The organism is Sphingomonas sp. LR60, assembly GCF_036855935.1.
Classification (GTDB): Bacteria; Pseudomonadota; Alphaproteobacteria; order Sphingomonadales; family Sphingomonadaceae; genus Sphingomonas.
Genome location: NZ_JASPFK010000001.1, coordinates 794,025 through 811,872 on the forward strand (window position 1 = coordinate 794,025; position 17,848 = coordinate 811,872).

Here is a 17,848-nt window from a genome sequence, read left to right on the forward strand (position 1 = left end):
CGAACGCGGAGCCCGACGATTGCGACGAGCCGTGGACCCCGGAACAAGTCCGGGGCGACGTAACGCTCAAAGCATAGTCGAGCTTTGTCGTGGATCCCGGCCGCCTGCGATGGCCTTCCTGATCACGGCTATGCGCAATCGTTACACCCGTGGATCATGTCCGCGCGTCATGCATTGGTCGGGAGAAGGGAGCCCGCCAGATCGCATGACCATCGAAGACGACGCCTTGCCACCCGCCGACGTTCGCCGTTTGCTGCTTCACCGGCTCGATCTGCCGTTGTGGACGCTGGCGATGCCGCCGCTCGGGCTGCTGACCGTCCTGCTGTCGCTCTACAAATTCGGGACGGTCGGCACGATCGGCGCGACGATCGTGCTGTTCGGCTGCGTGCTCGCGGCGGTCCACCATGCCGAGGTCGTCGCGCACCGCGTCGGTGAGCCGTTCGGCACGCTCGTGCTCGCGATCGCGGTGACCGTCATCGAGGTCTCGCTGATCGTCTCGCTGATGCTCTCGGACGCGGGCGACGCTTCGGCGCTGGCGCGCGATACCGTGTTCGCGGCGATCATGATCATCCTCAACGGCATCATCGGCCTGTGCCTGCTGGTCGGTGGCGTCCGGCATGGCGAGCAGCGCTTCACGCTGCGCGGGGTCAGCGCGGCGCTCTGCACGCTCGCCGCGCTCGCGGTGCTGACGCTCGTGCTGCCTAATTACACGCTCACCACGCCCGGGCCTTATTACGCGACGTCGCAACTGGTGCTGGTCGCAGTGGTCAGCCTGTTCCTCTACGGCATGTTCGTGATGGTGCAGACGCTGCGCCATCGCGAATATTTCCTTCCCGAACACGGCGATGAAGACGGCCACGCGGCAATGCCGACCCGCGTGACCACCGGCGTGGCGTTCGGGACGTTGCTCGTCGCGCTGGTCGCGGTCGTGCTGCTCGCGAAGGCGCTGTCGCAGACCGTCGAGGAAGCCGTGCTCGGCGCCGGGCTGCCGCTGGCGGTGGTCGGGGTGGTGATCGCGGCGCTGGTGCTGGCCCCCGAAAGCCTCGCCGCCTATCGCGCCGCGGCACGGAACCGCATTCAGACCAGCCTCAATCTCGCGCTCGGCTCGGCATTGGCGACGATCGGGCTGACGATCCCGGCGGTCGCGATCGTCAGCCTCGTGCTCGACCTGCCGCTCGCGCTCGGGCTTAGCGCGATGAAGATCATCCTGCTCGCGCTGTCGCTGTTCATCGCGACGATCTCGCTTGGCACCGGGCGGACGACCGTGCTGCAAGGCGCGGTGCATCTCGTGATCTTCGCGGTGTATCTGTTCACGACGGTGGTGCCGTAGCTTCCACCCGACCGTTCGTCCTGAGGAGAGGCTGAGCCTGTCGAAGCCTCGTCTCGAAGGATCTGCGCGACAACGCTGCTTCGAGACGGCATGTTGACGTCGCTCAATGCCGCCTCAGCACGAACGGAGAAGGGGAATGGCGCCGCTATCCCCGCTGTCGTGCCGCAAGCGCCAACCCCGCCGCGATCTGCACCAGCGCGTACAGCCGCCGCCGCCCCGGCCGCCCGACGAACGGCCGCACCGTTCGCTCCGCGCCCAGGGCGCGTTCCTTCCACAGGTCGGTATGCCGCTCGGTCTGCGTCAGCCCGAGCAGCCCGTCGCCGATCATGAAGACCGCCGCCATTTCGACCACGCGCGCGGTCAGCGGGGTTTCTGCTGCTGTTGTCGCCATTGCTGATAGTCCTCCACCGCCACCGAGCGACGCAGGATGCGCGCCGCAGGATCGATCACCACATGCGCGCCGGCCGGCACCGCGATCGTCGCGGTCCCGTTCGGCATCTCGACGCGCCGCATCACGCCATCGACGGTCAGTTCGACCGGCATCGCGAACACGCGCGCTCGCTCCGTCCGCCAGCCCAGCCGAAGCGTGTCGCTGTCACGCGTCGTCACCAGTTCGGGCAACGCACGATCGCGCAGATAGGTGTCGAAAAACCACGACAGGTCGCGCTTGCTTTCCTCGCCAACGATCGCCTCGAATTCGCGGGTAGAGTTGTAGCGCGGCGTGAAATTGCCCGGCTTCGGATCGCGCCGGCCATAGACGAGCCGCCGCACCGCATCGAAAAACGCCCGGTCGCCGATCAGCCAGCGCAGCGTATGAAGCGTCCACGATCCCTTGTAATAGATGTCGGTGCCCGCACCGCCCTTGCTCGGCTCGTAGACTTCTTCCTCGGTCAGCACGCGATCGCGGACAATCGGGGCGCGATTGGCAATCTGGTTGCGCTGCGCCTCCAGCATCACCGCATAGCGTGCGTCGCCCTCGCGCCACTGGCCGTAGAGCGGCTGCATGTAGCTGCCGAACCCCTCGTGCAGCCAATAATCGTCCCAGTTTGCGGCGGTCAACTGATTGGCGAACCATTCGTGGCTGAACTCGTGCTGGAATAGCCAGTCGAACCCCTCCGGCGCCTTGGCATAATCGTTGCCGTAGGCGTTGATCGTCTGGTGCTCCATGCCCTTGTGCGGCGTCTCGACCACGCCCAGCTTCTCGTCGCCAAAGGGATAGGGGCCGATCACGCTTTCGAAAAAGTCGAGCGTCGGCGCGAACTCGTCGAACAGCTTCCGCGCCTGCGCACCCTCGCCGGGCAGATGCCAGTAGAACAAGGGGATCGTGTTGCCGAAGCGGCTCTTGTAGCTGCCCTCGATCACCTCATACGGCCCGATGTTGATCGCGATCGCATAAGTGTTCGGCTGGCGTGCGCGCCAGTGCCAGACGGTGCGCCCATCGGGCAGCGTGTCCACCCCCAGCAATCGGCCATTGGACGGCGCCTTCAATCCCTTCGGCGCGGTGATGTGGAGCGTGGCCACGTCGGGCTCGCCGGTCGGAAAGTCGAGGCAGGGCCACAACAGGTCGCACCCATAGCCCTCGGTCGTGCTCGCGACCCACGGGCGACCGTCGGGGGTCTGCGACCATACCATCCCGTCGTCCCACGGCGCGTTGACCGCGACGTGCGGGGTGCCGTCATAGGCGATCGCGATCGACACCTGCTTTCCCCGCGCCAGCGCCCGCGCCACGACGATCTGCCCGTCCGGCCGCTGCGCGCGCACCGGCCTGCCATCGACCGTCACCGATCGCACCTGATAGTTCGAATCGAGGTCGAGCGTGATCGCCGCCACGTCGCGCCTGGCTGCGACGACGAGCGTCGCGCGGGCCACCATCCGCCGCATGGCCGGATCGGGGGCGAACGAGAGGTCGGCGGATCGCAGGCTCAGCTCGGCCTGTCCATTCGGCCGCACCCCACCCGAAAGCTGCGTCTGTTCGCTGATCGGCGGTTCGCCCTTCCCGGGCAATTGCGCGGCGGCGAGCGGGGCGGGGAGGGCCAGCGCGAGCAGAAGATTGATGCCGCGCCCGAACGCACCATATAAAGAGGGTAGGCCGCCCCCGACCGGCGGCACCGGAGTATCCATGACGTCTGCTTTCCCCGTTCTGCCGCTTCGCGACATCGTCGTCTTCCCGCATATGATCGTGCCGCTGTTCGTCGGGCGCGACAAGTCGGTCGCCGCGCTGGAAGCCGCGATGGCGGCCGACAAGGAAATATTCCTCGTCGCGCAGCTTGATCCGGCCGAGGACGATCCTGCGCGTGACGATCTCTATACGATGGGCGTCACCGCGACGGTGTTGCAATTGCTCAAGTTGCCCGATGGCACCGTCCGCGTGCTGGTCGAAGGCAAGGCGCGCGCGACGCTGGAGACGCTGGAGGAGGGCGGCGAGTATCTGACCGCCGCGGTCGAGCCGGTGCTTGACGCCGAGGTCGAGGGGCCGGAGGCGGCGGCGCTGATGCGCTCGGTCGTCGACCAGTTCGAGAATTATGCCAAGCTCAACCGCAAGCTGCCCGCCGAACTCGCCGCGCAGCTTGGCGAAATCGACGTCGCCGGGCGGCTGTCGGATACGGTCGCGGGCAATATCCAGGTCAAGGTCGCCGAGAAGCAGGCGCTGCTGATGGAGGCCGATCCGCTCAAGCGGCTGGAGATGGCCTATGCGCTGATGGAAGGCGAGCTGGGCGTCCTGCAGGTCGAGAAGAAGATCAAGAGCCGCGTCAAGCGCCAGATGGAGAAGACGCAGCGCGAATATTACCTCAACGAGCAGTTGAAGGCGATCCAGCGCGAGCTGGGCAATGAGGGCGAGGAAGGCGAGGGCGACGAGATCGCCGAGCTGACCCAGAAGATCGCCACGCTCAAGCTGTCGAAGGAGGCGCGCACCAAGGCGACCGCCGAGCTGAAGAAGCTCAAGACCATGGCGCCGATGAGCGCCGAGGCGACCGTCGTGCGCAACTATCTCGACGTGCTGCTCGGCCTGCCATGGGGCAAGAAGAGCAAGATCAAGAAGGACATCCCCGCCGCCGAGGCGATCCTCAACGAGGATCATTACGCGCTGGAGAAGGTCAAAGACCGGATCGTCGAGTACCTCGCGGTACAGGCGCGCACCAACAAGCTGAAGGGGCCGATCCTGTGCCTCGTCGGTCCGCCGGGCGTCGGCAAGACCAGCCTCGGCAAGTCGATCGCCAAGGCGACCGGGCGCGAGTTCATCCGCCAGTCGCTGGGCGGCGTGCGCGACGAGGCCGAGATTCGTGGCCACCGCCGCACCTACATCGGCTCGTTGCCCGGTAAGGTGGTGACCAACCTCAAGAAGGCCGGCGCCAGCAACCCGCTGTTCCTGCTCGATGAGATCGACAAGCTCGGCCAGGATTTCCGCGGCGATCCCGCCTCGGCGCTCCTCGAAGTGCTCGACCCGGAGCAGAATGCCAAGTTCAACGACCATTATCTCGAGATCGATATCGACCTCTCGGACGTGATGTTCGTCTGCACCGCCAATTCGCTCAACCTGCCGCAGCCGCTGCTCGACCGCATGGAGATCATCCGGCTGGAGGGGTATACCGAGGACGAGAAGGTCGAGATCGCCGAGCGGCATCTGGTCGACAAGCAGATCGAGGCGCACGGCCTGAAGCCGGGTGAGTTCACGCTCACCAACGAGGGGCTGCGCGCGCTGATCCAGCGCTACACCCGCGAGGCTGGCGTCCGCACGCTGGAGCGCGAGATCGCCAAGCTGTGCCGCAAGGCGCTGCGCCAGATCCTCGAGGGCAAGGCGGAGAGCGTGACGATCACGCCCGACAATCTCTCCGATTACGCCGGGGTGCTGAAGTTCCGCCACGGCCTGTCGGAGACCGAGGACCAGATCGGCGCGGTCACCGGGCTGGCCTGGACCGAGGTCGGCGGCGAATTGTTGACGATCGAAAGCGTTACCGTTCCCGGAAAGGGACAGGCGAAGGTCACCGGCAAGCTCGGCGACGTGATGAAGGAATCGGTGCAGGCCGCCTTCTCGTTCGTCCAGGCGCGCTCGCCGTCGTTCGGGATCAAGCCCAGCCTGTTCCACCGCAAGGACATCCACATCCACTTGCCCGAAGGTGCGGTGCCGAAGGACGGCCCGTCGGCGGGCATCGGGCTGGTCACCTCGATCGTCTCGACGCTGACCGGCATTCCGGTCCGCAAGGAAGTGGCGATGACCGGCGAGGTGACGCTGCGCGGGCGCGTGCTGCCGATCGGGGGCCTCAAGGAGAAGCTGCTCGCGGCGTTGCGCGGCGGAATCGAGACGGTGCTGATCCCCAAGGAGAATGAAAAGGACCTCGCCGAGATCCCACAGAACATCCGTGACGGGCTGAAGATCGTGCCGGTCGCGCACGTCGACGAGGTGCTGCGGCTCGCGCTGGTGCGGCCGCTCGAGGCGATCGACTGGACCGAAGCCGATGAACTCGCGGCCCTGCCGCCGGCGCCGATCGCGCCGGTCGGTGGTGAGCTTCACCACTAATTTAACTGGGTTTTTGTTTCACGTCTCCGCCGTACCGTTGATCCGGTACGGCGGTTTCGTTTGACTCGGTGGCGGGGGCGCGCGTTAATGGGATGGTGCGGGCTTCAATCCGCGAATCCATTCCATATCTGTAACGACATTCTGAAAGTGGGGTTTTGCGGATGAACAAGCAGGAACTGATCGCGCAGGTTGCGACGGTCGCCGGACTGGGGAAGAACGAGGCGAGCCGCGCGGTCGAGGCGGTGTTCGACACCATCTCGGGTTGCCTGAAGAAGGGGGACGAGGTCCGCCTCGTCGGCTTCGGAACGTTCGCGGTCAGCAAGCGCAAGGCCTCCACCGGGCGCAACCCGCGCACCGGCGAACCGATGACGATCAAGGCGTCGAGCCAGCCGAAGTTCAAGGCCGGCAAGGTGCTGAAGGATTCGCTGAACTGAGGCGGATTTGCTCTGGACAGGGCGGGGGGCTTGCGTAATTGCGCCGCTCCGCCAGCGGATGGGCGCGTAGCTCAGCGGTAGAGCACACCCTTCACACGGGTGGGGTCACAGGTTCAATCCCTGTCGCGCCCACCATCCACGGCCCGAAAGCCCCGCCCGGTCATGATGATCCGGCGGGGCTTTTCGCGTCCTGGACGATGGCGTTCGTCGCTGGTTCCGTGACGCCCACTCCCTGCCGTCGTCATCCCCGCGCCCGCTATGGGGTGATCCATCAAGCTGAAGTGTTCTCCGGCGAAGGCCGGGGCCCAGTTGGGGGACGCTGCTGGGTCACGTCGCGCTTCATCTCGCTGACCTTCTTAACTGGGTCCCGGCCTTCGCCGGGGTCCGAAGGAGAATGGCTCAAGCCAACTGGATCAAACTCCGAACCTCTGCGAACACCTCTTGCCGTGCTCCTGCGAAAGCAGGAGCCCAGGGTTCCGGGCGCCACAAGGCGTTACTCTGCTCGGCCCTGGGCTCCTGCCTCCGCAGGAGCACAAGCTCGGAGAGCCATGCTTTTGGCTTCCCGCCTGCGCGGGTATGACGACGGGGCTGCCGCCGCCGTTTGCAGTCTAGCCGCCGCACAGGTCACGCAACCGGAACCGCTTGGCGTCGCCTGCGCGCGGTTGCGCGCGACGGTGCAATATTCAATATAACTCTCGGAGCCACCACGCACGGCTTCCGGGGATTAGTACCCCCGATGTGACCGGTAGATGCTGACCGCAACAGCGTCACACTTCCTGACCCTTCTGGTCGGGGAGCCTGTGGCGTATGTCCAAGGCTTCTAGCCCAAAGGCCGCAGGGCCGACTTTTGCCGGTGTACTAACTCCCCGATCACCAAGGGATCAGGTGTGAAGTCGATAGCGGGGGCGTACCGCATCGGACTTCCGGGGAGACGGGCGATGCCACGCGGCACCCGGCATGTTCTCACTGGCACGTTGCGACGGACGCGGTTCGGTCATGCGCTCGACATGGACGGCGGCGGGGTGTGGCAGCTCGATGTCGGCTGGCTGGCCGCCTGGCGCCTGTGCGGTCGTCGGGTGAGAGTGGAGGGCACCCGATCGGGCTTCGACCTTCTCGACGTTCGTCGCATGACGTCGGCGGACGATCTTCATGAGACTTGATCGTCCAGCTTCCCGCCTGCGCGTGAATGACGTAAGTTGCTGAAAGACGGCGCGGTAAACACGTCCCATCCTCGCACATGTCACGCAACCGTAACGGTGGCGTCACGCAACCGTCTCCCAAATCGCATTCAGCTGTCATCCTCAACGCCTAGCGGCGCTCTCGACGATCGAGCGGACAGTCAGGTCCGACTCTGATCGGGGCCTTGGGAAGGGTCCGTATCTCGAAGGGAGTGAGTTCATGGTCAGCTTCAGCCGCCGCAGCCACATGCTGCTGGCATCCAGTGCCGCCCTGTTGCTGGCGTCGTGCGGTGCGGATGACGTGGCGTCGCCGGGCGCGGGCAGCATCCCCGTCACGATCAATCAGCCGGCCCCGACGCCGACCCCGACGGGCACCGCGACGCCGACCCCGCTGACCGCTTCGCAATTCGCGCTGTCGACCACCGTCAACGGCGTCAGCATCACCGCCGACGAGCAGGTCGCGCTGGTCAACGCCGGGCAGAACAACAACCTTCAGGGCTTCGGCACGACGCTGAACGGCGTCTATCCGGTCAGCGGCACCTCGCTCACCACCGCCAGCAACCCGCAGACGGTGCTGGACAACACGGCGTTCATCCAGAACACCAGCTTCGTCGGCGCGCTCAGCGGCCCGAACGACAATTCCTTCTCGGGCTGGACCTGCAATTCGTCGAGCGCGACCTTCCTCAACAGCGGGTCGTGCACCGCGGTGCCCTCGATCGGCACCGGCACCCCGGCGGCGTCGTGCCCGACCGGTCTGACGGATGATGGCCTCAACACGTCGAACACGGCCAGCAACCCGGCGACCTTCCGCTATTGCCGCCTGCCTTCGGTCATCTCGGCCGACCTGACGCTCGCGAAGGTGCCCGGCCTCGTCTACCGCTTCCGCGGCCTGACCGAAGTCGGCGTCGACGGCGGTGCGGCGGCGACGCTGACGATCCAGCCGGGCGTCGTGCTGGCGGCGGACTCGACCGAGACGTCGAACGACGTCGTGCTCGTCAACCGCGGCAGCAAGATCAACGCGGTCGGCACTGCCGATGCGCCGATCATCTTCACCGCGCAGCAGAACCTCGCCAACAACGGCGTGTCGGACTCGTCGCAGGGCCTGTGGGGCGGCGTGATCCTGCTCGGCAAGGCGCCGACCGCGGTCTGCGCCACCGGCACCGGCCCGAACACCGCCGATGGTACCTCGGCGGGCGCGTCCGCGCCGTGTCAGCAGCAGATCGAGGGTGTGACCGGTCGCCTGTACGGCGGTACCGAAGCCGCCGACAGCTCGGGCACGATGCAGTACGTCCAGATCCGCTACACCGGCATCGCGATCAGCGAGGGCAACGAGTTGCAGGGCCTGACGCTCGGCGGCACCGGCTCGGGCACGATCATCGATCACGTCCAGAGCCACAATTCGGCCGACGACGGCATCGAGATCTTCGGTGGCACCACCAACCTGAAGTATTTCGTGGTCACCGGCGCCGATGACGACGGCTTCGACGTCGACAACGGCTGGCGCGGGTTCATGCAGTTCATCATCGCCGCGCAGAAGGCCGGCGGCTCGACCGCCGACTCGTTCGCGACCGAGATCGACTCGAACGGTGCCGAGGACCTGCTGCCGCGCACCTACGGCCGCTACGCCAACTTCACCTTCATCCAGACGAACTCGGCCCCGGCCGCGATCCGTCTGCGCGGCGGCGCGGACTTCGCCTTCGTCAACGGCATCGTGAAGACGCAGTCGGGCGCGGCGTGCCTCAACCTGATCGCAGGTGCGGGCTCGGGCGACACGCGCACGACGATCCGCCCCGCGAACAGCGCGTTGCAGGACGTCGGCCCGCCGACCTTCAACTCGGTCTACTTCCAGTGCCAGGGCCGCTGAGGCGCCCTTAAGCCCCTCGTGATGCTCGGCGGAGCCCGGGGAGCGCCTGATCGCGCCACCCCGGGCACGCTTTATGACCTCCGATCGGAACACCCGACCATGCGCCAGCGCAACCTCGCCACGCTTCTTCTCCTGACGACCACGCTGGTCGCCCCCGCGGCGCTGGCGCAGGTCGCTCCCGCTCCGTCGGCGCCGGCCGGCCCGCCGCAGACCAGCACCACGTCGCCCGGCCCGGCGACATCCGCAGACCGTCAGGCGGAGGCGACGCAGGATGCCGTGCCGGGCGGTGCGGACGATCAGGCGGAAATCTCCGCGCCCGGCGTCGACGCCAGCACCGCTGGCGACATCGTCGTGGTCGGACGCAACATCCCGAATGCGGTCCGCGCCACGGCGCAGGTCGTCAACGTGCTGTCTAGCGCGGATATCGCCCGCACGGGTGAGGGTGATATCGCCGGCGCGCTGACCCGCGTCACCGGCCTGTCGGTGGTCGGCAACGGCTATGTGTTCGTGCGCGGTCTGGGCGATCGCTATTCGTCGGCGCTGCTCAACGGTTCGCCGCTGCCCAGCCCCGAACCGCTGCGCCGCACCGTTCCGCTCGATATCTTCCCGACGACGGTGGTCGGCTCCGCGCTGGTCCAGAAGACCTATTCGGTCAATTATCCCGGCGAGTTCGGCGGCGGCGTCATCAACCTGACGACGAAGGCGATCCCGGACGAGAATTTCTTCACGGTCGGCGCCTCGGGCGGGATCGATACCGAGACGACCGGACGGCTCGGCTATACCTATTTCGGATCGAAGACCGACTGGCTCGGCTATGACGGCGGCGAGCGCAACGTTCCCGATTTCATCAAGCAGGCGCCGCTCGGCAATGGCGTGATCCCCAGCGCGCAGGTGCTGCAACTGTCGAACGCACGGACGACGCTGCTCCAGCGCAACAGCGACATTCCCGCCAACTACTCCGGCAGCCTCGATCTCGGCGTCACCGGCGACATCGGCGGAACGCGCGTCGGCCTGATCGGCAGCGTCGGCGTGTCGAACAACTGGCGCACCCGCGATGCGGTGCAGCAGGACACCGTCAGCAACGACGGCACGCTCCGCAACGATTTCCAGACCGTCATCACCGACAATCGCGCGGTGGTGAACGGGCTGCTCGGTTTCGGCGCGGAATTCGGCGAGAACAAGATCCGCTGGACCAACGTCTATATCCACGACACGCTCAAGCAGGGGCGCGCCTCGGCGGCGACCGTGTACAACAATTCCAGCGGCAACCCGCTGTTCCAGCAGAACACCAGCTGGTTCGAGCGCAAGCTGATCGAGACGCAGCTGGTCGGCGAGTTCAAGCCGGTGCAGGATCTCTCGATCGACCTGCGCGGCGCCTATGCCAATTCGCAGCGCAATTCGCCGTACGAGCGGCAGTTCATCTATCTCTGCAACACCTCGCTCAACACCGACCTCAGCAATGCGCCGGTGTCCGACACCGGGGTGAGCTGCCCGGGCGTGTGGCAGGCGACCAACGCCTTCGACCGCTTCGCGACGGTGGTGTTCAGCGAGCTGAACGAGAACCTCTATTCGGGTCAGGCGGACGTCGCGTACAAGTTCCAGGGCGAGCGCCCGATGACCTTGTCCGCGGGCTATTATTATTCGGAGAACGAGCGGACCTCGACGCGTCTGCCGTTCACCTACCAGACGGTCGCGGGCGGTGCGATCCCGTTCCCGTGCAATCTGTTCCGCCCCGATTACCTGCTGTCGCCCGATGTGGTGAACGGCTGTCCGGTGCCGGGTGCGGGCAGCCCGACCGACACCGCGGTGCAGATGCGCTTCGACGCCGGACAGAACGGCTCATACGCCTATGACGCGCTGCTGCGCGTCCACGCCGGCTATGTGCAGGCCGAGGCGGAGGCGTTCGACGGCGTCCGCGCGATCATCGGCGTCCGCTACGAAACCGCGACGCAGCGCGTCACCCCGATCAATGCGACCGGCACGCGTCTGAAGAACGATTACTTCCTCCCGGGCGCGACGCTGACGTGGAATTTCGCGCAGGACATGCAGCTGCGCCTCGCCGCGTCGAAGACGCTCGCGCGCCCGCAGTTCCGCGAGCTGGCCCCGCAGGCGTTCCGCGACTTCGAATCGGATCGCCTGTTCTTCGGCAACCCGCGGCTGAAGGACTCGCAGCTCTACAATCTCGAGGCGCGTTACGAATGGTTCTTCGCGCGTGACCAGCGGATCACGCTCGCCGGCTTCTACAAGCGGATCGACAATCCGATCGAGCAGGTCGGCTTCTTCCCGACCCCCGATGCCCGCCTCCAGACCGGGTTCACCAACCTGCCGCGCGCCAAGCTGTACGGCGCCGAGATCGAAGCGCAGAAGTACATCCCGCTCGACTTCATCTCCGAAGGCATGGCGGGCAAGCGCGCGGTGGTGATCGCGAACTATACCTGGACGCATTCGGCGCTCACCGCCGATCGCACCTGCGTGCCCGGCGTGCTGGAAGGGACGACGCTCGGCGGCTGCCAAGCCAATTTCGCGCCCGCCGCCAGCCTGTTCCGCAACGGCGCGCCGCTCACCGGCCAGTCCGACCACCTCGTCAACCTGCAACTCGGGTTCGAGGACAAGGACAATGGCACGCAGGCGACGCTCTTGTTCAACTACGCCAGCGAGCGCGTGACCAACCGCGGCCCGTCGCTGCTCGGCGGTGCCGGCTTCCAGCCCGACATCATCGAAAAGCCGGGCATCCGCCTCGACTTCGTCGCGCGACAGACCGTCGATTTCATGAGCAAGAAGGTCGAGATCAAGGCCGAGATGCGCAACCTGACCGGCACGCGTTATCAGGAGTTCCAGATCTTCGAGGGCGGCAACCGCGTCGACATCAACAACTACCGCCTCGGCCGGCTGTTCACGCTCGGCGCCAGCGTGACCTTCTAAGCCGGAGGGCCGGCGCTTTCGTCTCGCAGCGCCGGCTACCGTACGGAGGAAGCAAACAATTCGTCATTGCGAGCGTAGCGAAGCAATCCAGGGCCGGACCAGGACGCCCTGGATTGCTTCGCTACGCTCGCAATGACGGAAGAAAGGCGGCCACGCTTGGTCGTCTTTCACCACCCCCAGGCGCGCTCGCGATACCATTTGGTGATGATATATTTGGTCCCGGCGCGCACCTTCATCCCGTGATGGATCGTCGCCGGGTTGAGCGTGCCGTCGGGGCGGCAATTGTTCCAGCAGACCAGCTTGCCCAGCTCGGGCTGGATCGTCTTGTCGACCGCCTTGAACCGCGTCGCGCCGCCCGCCTCGGGCTCGTTGAGATAGATCATCGCGGTCCAGGTGCGATTGCCCGCGACGCTGCAATAGCGCGCGAAATCCGCGCCGTTCGGCTCGAAATAATCGGTATGCGCCTTGAACTCCTGCCCCACGGCATAGCGTTGCCCCTGGACCGGCTCGCCGTGCAGCGGGTCGAGCCCCGTCGCGCCCGCCAGCGCCGCATCCACCTCCGCCACCACCGGATTGGTCGCGGGCAGGTCGCAGGTCTCGCTGGTGCGGAACGCGGTGTCGCCGTTCGGATCGGCGATCGTCGACGGGCGACGGCCGATGTCGATCAAATCGACCAGATGCGCACACGCATCGGGCGACAGGAACGCGCGTTTGATGAACAGCGTCAGCTTGGGGCTAGGCAGCCGCTGGAAACCGGGCGAGGCGGCAAGCCGGGCGGCGATCGGGTCGGTGGCCATCGCGGGTTTGTGCCACAGGTGAAGGTCCGCGCCCAAGCACAGAAATATTACACAAAGCCGCAATACCCACGTAATATGGTTTACCTAAGCGGCCGTTCGCGGGGAGTTGGCCTGGCCGATGCGATTGAAGTTCGATGCCCGTGCGCGGGCGATCCTGCGGCGGCTGCCCGTGGTAAATATCTACTCCGCGGCCGAATTGGCGCTGCTCGCGGTGCTGGCGGTGCAGTGCGCGCGGCTGGCATGGGTGCTGCTCACCCCCGTCGCGCCGCTAGGCGCATGGGTGCCCGCCGGGCCGACCGTGCCTGCCGATGCGGCCGGCGTGCTCGCCGGCTTCGATCCTTTCTACCGCGTCAGCGGCGCGGCACAGGCGCAGGGGCCGAGCGCGGTGACCTCGCTCCAGCTCACGCTGTACGGCACCCGCATGGACGATGCGCAGGCGCGCGGCGCGGCGATCATCGCCGGCCCGGACGGCGTTCAGAAGAGCATCGCGGTGGGTGAGGAGGTCGTGCCCGGCGTCACGCTCAAGGCGGTCGCCTTCGACCATGTCACGCTCGATCGCGGCGGTCGGAACGAGGATCTGTTCCTCGATCAGTCGTCCAGCAGCGGCATCGTCACCGCGCCCGCCGCCGACCCCGCGCAGAACCCGCCGCCGACATCGGTGCCGCCGGCCGGCGCGCCCGGCCCCGCCGCGCCGCTCGAGACGCCGAGTGGCGGGCCGGTCGCCCCCGGTGCCGCCAACGTCTCGCCGCAGCAGCTTCGTCAGGAAATCAACGCGATCCCGCGCATCGAAGGCGGCAAGGTCACCGGGGTCACCGTCCGCGGACAGGGCGGGACGGCGTTCCGCGCGGCCGGGCTGCGCGACGGCGACGTCATCACCACCGTCGCGGGTCGCCCGATCAGCGGCCCGTCCGATCTCGAAATGCTCACCCGCGCGCGCGCGTCGGGCGGCACCCTGTCCCTCACGGTCGAACGCGGCGGCCAGCCGCTGCCGCTCACCATTCCGGTAACACGATGAACCGCACCGCCACTTTCCTGTCCCCGCTCGCTCTCGTCGCCGCTGCGCAGCCGGCGCTGGCGCAGACCACGCTCAATGTCCGCGATGCCGATATCCGCGCCTTCATCGCCGATGCCGCGAAGGTCACCGGGCGCACCTTCATCATCGACAATCGCGTGCAGGGTAAGGTGTCGGTCGTCACCGATCGCCCGTTGTCGCGCAGCGAATATCTGGAGGTGTTCCTCTCGACGCTGCGCGCCAACGCGCTGATCGCGGTGCCGACCGCCAATGGCGCATTCCGCGTCCAGCCGATCGACAATGCCGCCAGCCAGCCAGGGCGGATCGGACTGGCGGGCGCGCAGCGCAACCAGCTCGTTACCGAGATCATCCGGCTGCGTTCGGTCGACGCCGCGCAGGCGGTCGATACGGTGCGTCCGCTGGTCAGCGCGCAGGGCTCGGTCACCGCCAATCGCGGCGGCAACAGCCTGGTCGTCGTCGATTTCGCCGACAATGTCCGGCGGGTGCGCGAAGTGGTACGGCGGATCGACGCCGACACCTCGGCGACGCGGATCGTCGCCCTCAAGAACGCGCGCGCCAGCGAGGTCGCGACCGCGCTGACGGGATTGCTCGGCGGCGGTGCGCAGGGCGGTGCGGCGGCGGCGACCGGCGGTGCCTCGGCGGTCGCGATCGAGAGCAGCAACGCGGTGGCGCTACGCGGCGATCCGCAGACCGTCGCGCGGCTCGCCGGGCTGGCGCGCGAACTCGACCAGAACGCCCGCAACGCGACCGAAATCCGCGTCGTCTTCCTCGAGAACGCCGACGCCAATCAATTGCTGCCGGTGCTCCAGCAACTCGTCGGTCAGGCACCCGACGCGGTCCAGGAACAGGGGCTCAGCCGCACCGGACTCAGCACGTCGAGCACCGGCGCGACTGGGGTCGGCGCGACCCCGCAGCCCGCGACGCGCAGCCAGTCGCAACAGACCACTACACAGCAATCGGGCAGCCAGCCGCAGCAGGCCGCGATTCGCGGCGAAGGCGCGCGCACCGCCGCGGTGGTGACGCGCTATGCCGGCGCGAATGCGATCGTCGTTGCCGCCCCCGCCGACGTCCAGCGTCAGCTCGCCGAGGTGATCCGCAAGCTCGACCAGCGCCGCCAGCAGGTGCTGGTCGAGGCGATCGTCGCCGAAGTGTCGGACAGCACCGTCAACCGCCTCGGCGCGCAATTCCTGCTCGGCAACATCGACGGTGGCGCCTTCGCCGCCTCGACGTTCAGCAATTCCGCCCCCAACATCCTGCAGATCGCTGGCGCCGTCGGCGCGCAGAAGCTCGGCAGCACGCAGACCACGGTCGTGTCGCCGGACGGGACGCGCACCACCACCAACGTCAACAACAGCGCGTCGAACCAGCTCACGCAATCCGCGATCAGCTCGATCATCGGCTCGCAAGGCGGGTTCGGCGGGTTCGGCGGGCAGATCGGCAGCACGATCTTCGGCGCGATCATCAACGCGGTGAAGAGCGATACGCAGTCCAACCTGCTGCAAGTTCCGCAGATCATGACGCTCGACAATCAGGAAGCGCATACCCTGGTCGGGCAGGAGATCCCGATCACCACCGGCGAGGCGCTGTCGAACAATTTCGACAATGCCTTCCGCACGACGCAGCGGCAGAATGTCGGCATCGGGCTCGACGTGCGGCCGCAGGTCAATTCGTCGGGCACGATCAAGATGAACCTCCATCTGGAGGTCAGCTCGATCGCCGGCCCGGTCAGCAGCAACAATTCCGACCTGATCCTCAACAAGCGCGAGGTCGAGACGGTACTGACCGTCGACGATGGCGCGATCGGGGTGATCGGCGGACTGCTCTCCGACGAGGAGCGGCGGACGATCGAGAAGATCCCGTTCCTCGGCGACATTCCGATCCTCGGCAATCTGTTCAAGAGCAAGGCCAAGACCCGCGCCAAGTCGAACCTGATGATCTTCATCCGCCCGACGGTGATCCGCTCGGCGGAGGAGAACCGCCGCGTTACCGAGCGCCGCTACGGCTATCTGCGCCTCCAGCAGGGCTTGCAGGACCCGACCGTCGAGCCGTCGATCGACGAGCTGGTGCGCGATTATATGGGCGCCACTCCGCCGCTGCCCGCACCGGGCGAGCCGGGCAGCATCGAGGACCCGCGCGTCGGCGTGCCGGTCTATCGCAACTCGACGAGCGTCATCACCGGGGGCAAGCGCAAATGATCTTGCGGACCGGCGCGGAGATCGACGCGGCCGCCGCGCCGCTGCCGCCCGCCCCGGACGGCGCGACCGTGCTGACCGATGCGGTGCCGGTCGTGCCGCCGGTCGCCTTGCCTTATGCCTTCGCGCGCAAGTTCGGCGTCGTGCTCGATGGCGACGCCGTGGCGCTGCGCGAGGGCAGCGATCCGCGCGCGCTGATCGAGGTGCGGCGCGTGCTCGGGCGCGCGTTCGATGTCGCGGTGGTTGCGCCGGCCGCCTTCGACCGCTTGCTCAGCGACAATTATGCGATGGACGGGCAGGCGACCGCCGCCGCCGCCGTCGGCATGGGCGACGAACTCGACCTGCTCGCCGATGGCTTGCCGACCGCCGAGGATCTGCTCGACACCGCCGACGACGCGCCCGCGATCCGGCTCATCAACGGTATCATCGCCGATGCCGCGCGCAACGGCGTGTCGGATATCCATATCGAGCCGTACGAGACCGGGCTGGTCGTGCGAATGCGGATCGACGGCGTGCTGCGCGAGACGCTGCGGATGCCGCCGCATGTCGCGCCCGTCGTGGTCAGTCGTATCAAGGTCATGGCCCGCCTCGACATCGCCGAGCGGCGCGTGCCGCAAGACGGGCGCATGGGGCTGACGCTGGGCGGCAAGCTGCTCGACGTCCGCGTCTCGACCCTCCCGAGCCGCGCGGGCGAACGTGTCGTGCTGCGTATTCTCGACAAGGAGAATGCCGGCATGGACCTCGACGCGCTCGGGATGAGCGCGCCGATGTACGCGTTGCTGCGCGAGGCGATCGCGGAGCCGAACGGCATCGTGCTGGTGACGGGCCCGACCGGCAGCGGCAAGACGACGACGCTCTACGCGGCGCTGCGCCTGCTGAACGACGGCAGCCGCAACATCCTGACCGTGGAGGACCCGGTCGAATATGCGGTCGAGGGCGTCGGGCAGACGCAGGTCAACGCTAAGGTCGGGCTGACCTTCGCCGCGGGCTTGCGCGCGATCCTGCGGCAGGACCCCGACGTGGTGATGATCGGCGAAATCCGCGACCGGGAAACCGCCGAGATCGCGGTGCAGGCGTCGCTGACCGGCCACCTCGTGCTGTCGACCGTCCACACCAACGACGCGGTCGGCGCGATCACGCGGATGCGCGACATGAAGGTCGAGCCGTTCCTGCTCGCCTCGACGTTGCGCGCGGTGATCGCGCAGCGCTTGGTGCGTCGCCTGTGCAAACATTGCGCACGCCCGGTGCCAGCATCGGAGACGGTCGCACCGCTGCTCGGCATCGATCCGGCGAAGATTGTCTACGAGGCGGTAGGCTGCGAGAATTGCAACAGAACCGGCTTCCGCGGCCGGATCGGCGTCTACGAAGCGGTGCGCGTCGACTCGACCGTCCGCCGCCTGATCAACGAGGGCGGCGACGAAGACGCCATCGCGCGCCACACCTTCGTCAACAACGACACGCTGGCCATCGCCGCGCGGCGGCTGGTGGAGAGCGGGCAAACCACTGCGGAAGAAGCGATTCGCGTCTCCCGCAGCGAAAACGTCGACGCCGCCGAAGCCGCGATCGCCGATGCGCATTAAGC

Annotated in this window: 12 protein-coding genes and 1 tRNA gene; 10 read left to right on the forward strand and 3 right to left on the reverse strand. The window is 67.0% G+C overall.

Annotated features, from left to right (window positions below):
- Positions 1-205 precede the first annotated feature (205 nt).
- Positions 206-1,330 carry a calcium:proton antiporter gene (locus QP166_RS03685; protein ID WP_333914681.1) on the forward strand — a complete coding sequence of 375 codons (1,125 nt, stop codon included), beginning with the start codon at positions 206-208 and terminating at the stop codon, positions 1,328-1,330.
- Between the two features lie 145 nt (positions 1,331-1,475).
- Here QP166_RS03685 and QP166_RS03690 read toward each other — a convergent pair whose 3' ends face one another.
- Positions 1,476-1,721: a hypothetical protein gene (locus QP166_RS03690; RefSeq protein ID WP_333914682.1), complete on the reverse strand. Its 246-nt coding sequence runs from the start codon at positions 1,719-1,721 to the stop codon at positions 1,476-1,478.
- On the reverse strand, positions 1,691-3,451 hold the full coding sequence (locus tag QP166_RS03695; RefSeq protein ID WP_333914683.1) for a M1 family metallopeptidase: 1,761 nt from the start codon (positions 3,449-3,451) through the stop codon (positions 1,691-1,693). Before QP166_RS03695 ends, QP166_RS03690 begins: the two co-directional genes overlap by 31 nt.
- On the opposite strand from QP166_RS03695, the gene lon reads away from it, so the two are divergent.
- From lon to QP166_RS03725, 6 genes are all read left to right on the forward strand, one after another.
- A complete protein-coding gene (gene lon, locus QP166_RS03700) occupies positions 3,450-5,846 on the forward strand; it encodes an endopeptidase La (RefSeq protein ID WP_333914684.1) in 2,397 nt (798 codons plus the stop codon). The genes QP166_RS03695 and lon overlap by 2 nt on opposite strands.
- A gap of 161 nt (positions 5,847-6,007) precedes the next feature.
- Positions 6,008-6,280: an HU family DNA-binding protein gene (locus QP166_RS03705; RefSeq protein WP_333914685.1), complete on the forward strand. Its 273-nt coding sequence runs from the start codon at positions 6,008-6,010 to the stop codon at positions 6,278-6,280.
- Between the two features lie 60 nt (positions 6,281-6,340).
- A tRNA-Val gene (locus QP166_RS03710) sits at positions 6,341-6,415 on the forward strand.
- A gap of 803 nt (positions 6,416-7,218) precedes the next feature.
- Entirely contained in the window at positions 7,219-7,440 is a 222-nt protein-coding gene (locus QP166_RS03715; RefSeq protein ID WP_333914686.1) for a DUF5818 domain-containing protein, read from the forward strand.
- Positions 7,441-7,678: 238 nt separating this feature from the next.
- Positions 7,679-9,322, forward strand: coding sequence for a hypothetical protein (locus tag QP166_RS03720; RefSeq protein ID WP_333914687.1), 1,644 nt, complete (start codon positions 7,679-7,681; stop codon positions 9,320-9,322).
- A gap of 99 nt (positions 9,323-9,421) precedes the next feature.
- On the forward strand, positions 9,422-12,244 hold the full coding sequence (locus tag QP166_RS03725; RefSeq protein ID WP_333914688.1) for a TonB-dependent receptor domain-containing protein: 2,823 nt from the start codon (positions 9,422-9,424) through the stop codon (positions 12,242-12,244).
- Positions 12,245-12,411: 167 nt separating this feature from the next.
- Here QP166_RS03725 and QP166_RS03730 read toward each other — a convergent pair whose 3' ends face one another.
- Entirely contained in the window at positions 12,412-13,041 is a 630-nt protein-coding gene (locus tag QP166_RS03730) for a prolyl hydroxylase family protein (RefSeq protein WP_333914689.1), read from the reverse strand.
- Between the two features lie 118 nt (positions 13,042-13,159).
- On the opposite strand from QP166_RS03730, the gene QP166_RS03735 reads away from it, so the two are divergent.
- The 3 genes from QP166_RS03735 to QP166_RS03745 are packed head-to-tail and all read left to right on the forward strand — an operon-like array spanning position 13,160 to position 17,846.
- Positions 13,160-14,056: a type II secretion system protein N gene (locus QP166_RS03735; RefSeq protein WP_333914690.1), complete on the forward strand. Its 897-nt coding sequence runs from the start codon at positions 13,160-13,162 to the stop codon at positions 14,054-14,056.
- A complete protein-coding gene (gene gspD / locus QP166_RS03740; protein WP_333914691.1) occupies positions 14,053-16,269 on the forward strand; it encodes a type II secretion system secretin GspD in 2,217 nt (738 codons plus the stop codon). Before QP166_RS03735 ends, gspD begins: the two co-directional genes overlap by 4 nt.
- On the forward strand, positions 16,266-17,846 hold the full coding sequence (locus tag QP166_RS03745) for a GspE/PulE family protein (protein ID WP_333914692.1): 1,581 nt from the start codon (positions 16,266-16,268) through the stop codon (positions 17,844-17,846). The genes gspD and QP166_RS03745 overlap by 4 nt, the downstream gene beginning before the upstream one ends.
- Positions 17,847-17,848: the final 2 nt, after the last annotated feature.

Coding starts and splice junctions, on each gene's coding strand:
- QP166_RS03735 (WP_333914690.1), top strand. CDS start 13,160: ATGCGATTGAAGTTCGATGCCCGTGCGCGGGCGATCCTGCGGCGGCTG.
- QP166_RS03745 (WP_333914692.1), top strand. CDS start 16,266: ATGATCTTGCGGACCGGCGCGGAGATCGACGCGGCCGCCGCGCCGCTG.
- gspD (WP_333914691.1), top strand. CDS start 14,053: ATGAACCGCACCGCCACTTTCCTGTCCCCGCTCGCTCTCGTCGCCGCT.
- QP166_RS03720 (WP_333914687.1), top strand. CDS start 7,679: ATGGTCAGCTTCAGCCGCCGCAGCCACATGCTGCTGGCATCCAGTGCC.
- QP166_RS03725 (WP_333914688.1), top strand. CDS start 9,422: ATGCGCCAGCGCAACCTCGCCACGCTTCTTCTCCTGACGACCACGCTG.
- QP166_RS03705 (WP_333914685.1), top strand. CDS start 6,008: ATGAACAAGCAGGAACTGATCGCGCAGGTTGCGACGGTCGCCGGACTG.
- QP166_RS03690 (WP_333914682.1), bottom strand. CDS start 1,721: ATGGCGACAACAGCAGCAGAAACCCCGCTGACCGCGCGCGTGGTCGAA.
- QP166_RS03715 (WP_333914686.1), top strand. CDS start 7,219: ATGCCACGCGGCACCCGGCATGTTCTCACTGGCACGTTGCGACGGACG.
- lon (WP_333914684.1), top strand. CDS start 3,450: ATGACGTCTGCTTTCCCCGTTCTGCCGCTTCGCGACATCGTCGTCTTC.
- QP166_RS03685 (WP_333914681.1), top strand. CDS start 206: ATGACCATCGAAGACGACGCCTTGCCACCCGCCGACGTTCGCCGTTTG.
- QP166_RS03730 (WP_333914689.1), bottom strand. CDS start 13,041: ATGGCCACCGACCCGATCGCCGCCCGGCTTGCCGCCTCGCCCGGTTTC.
- QP166_RS03695 (WP_333914683.1), bottom strand. CDS start 3,451: ATGGATACTCCGGTGCCGCCGGTCGGGGGCGGCCTACCCTCTTTATAT.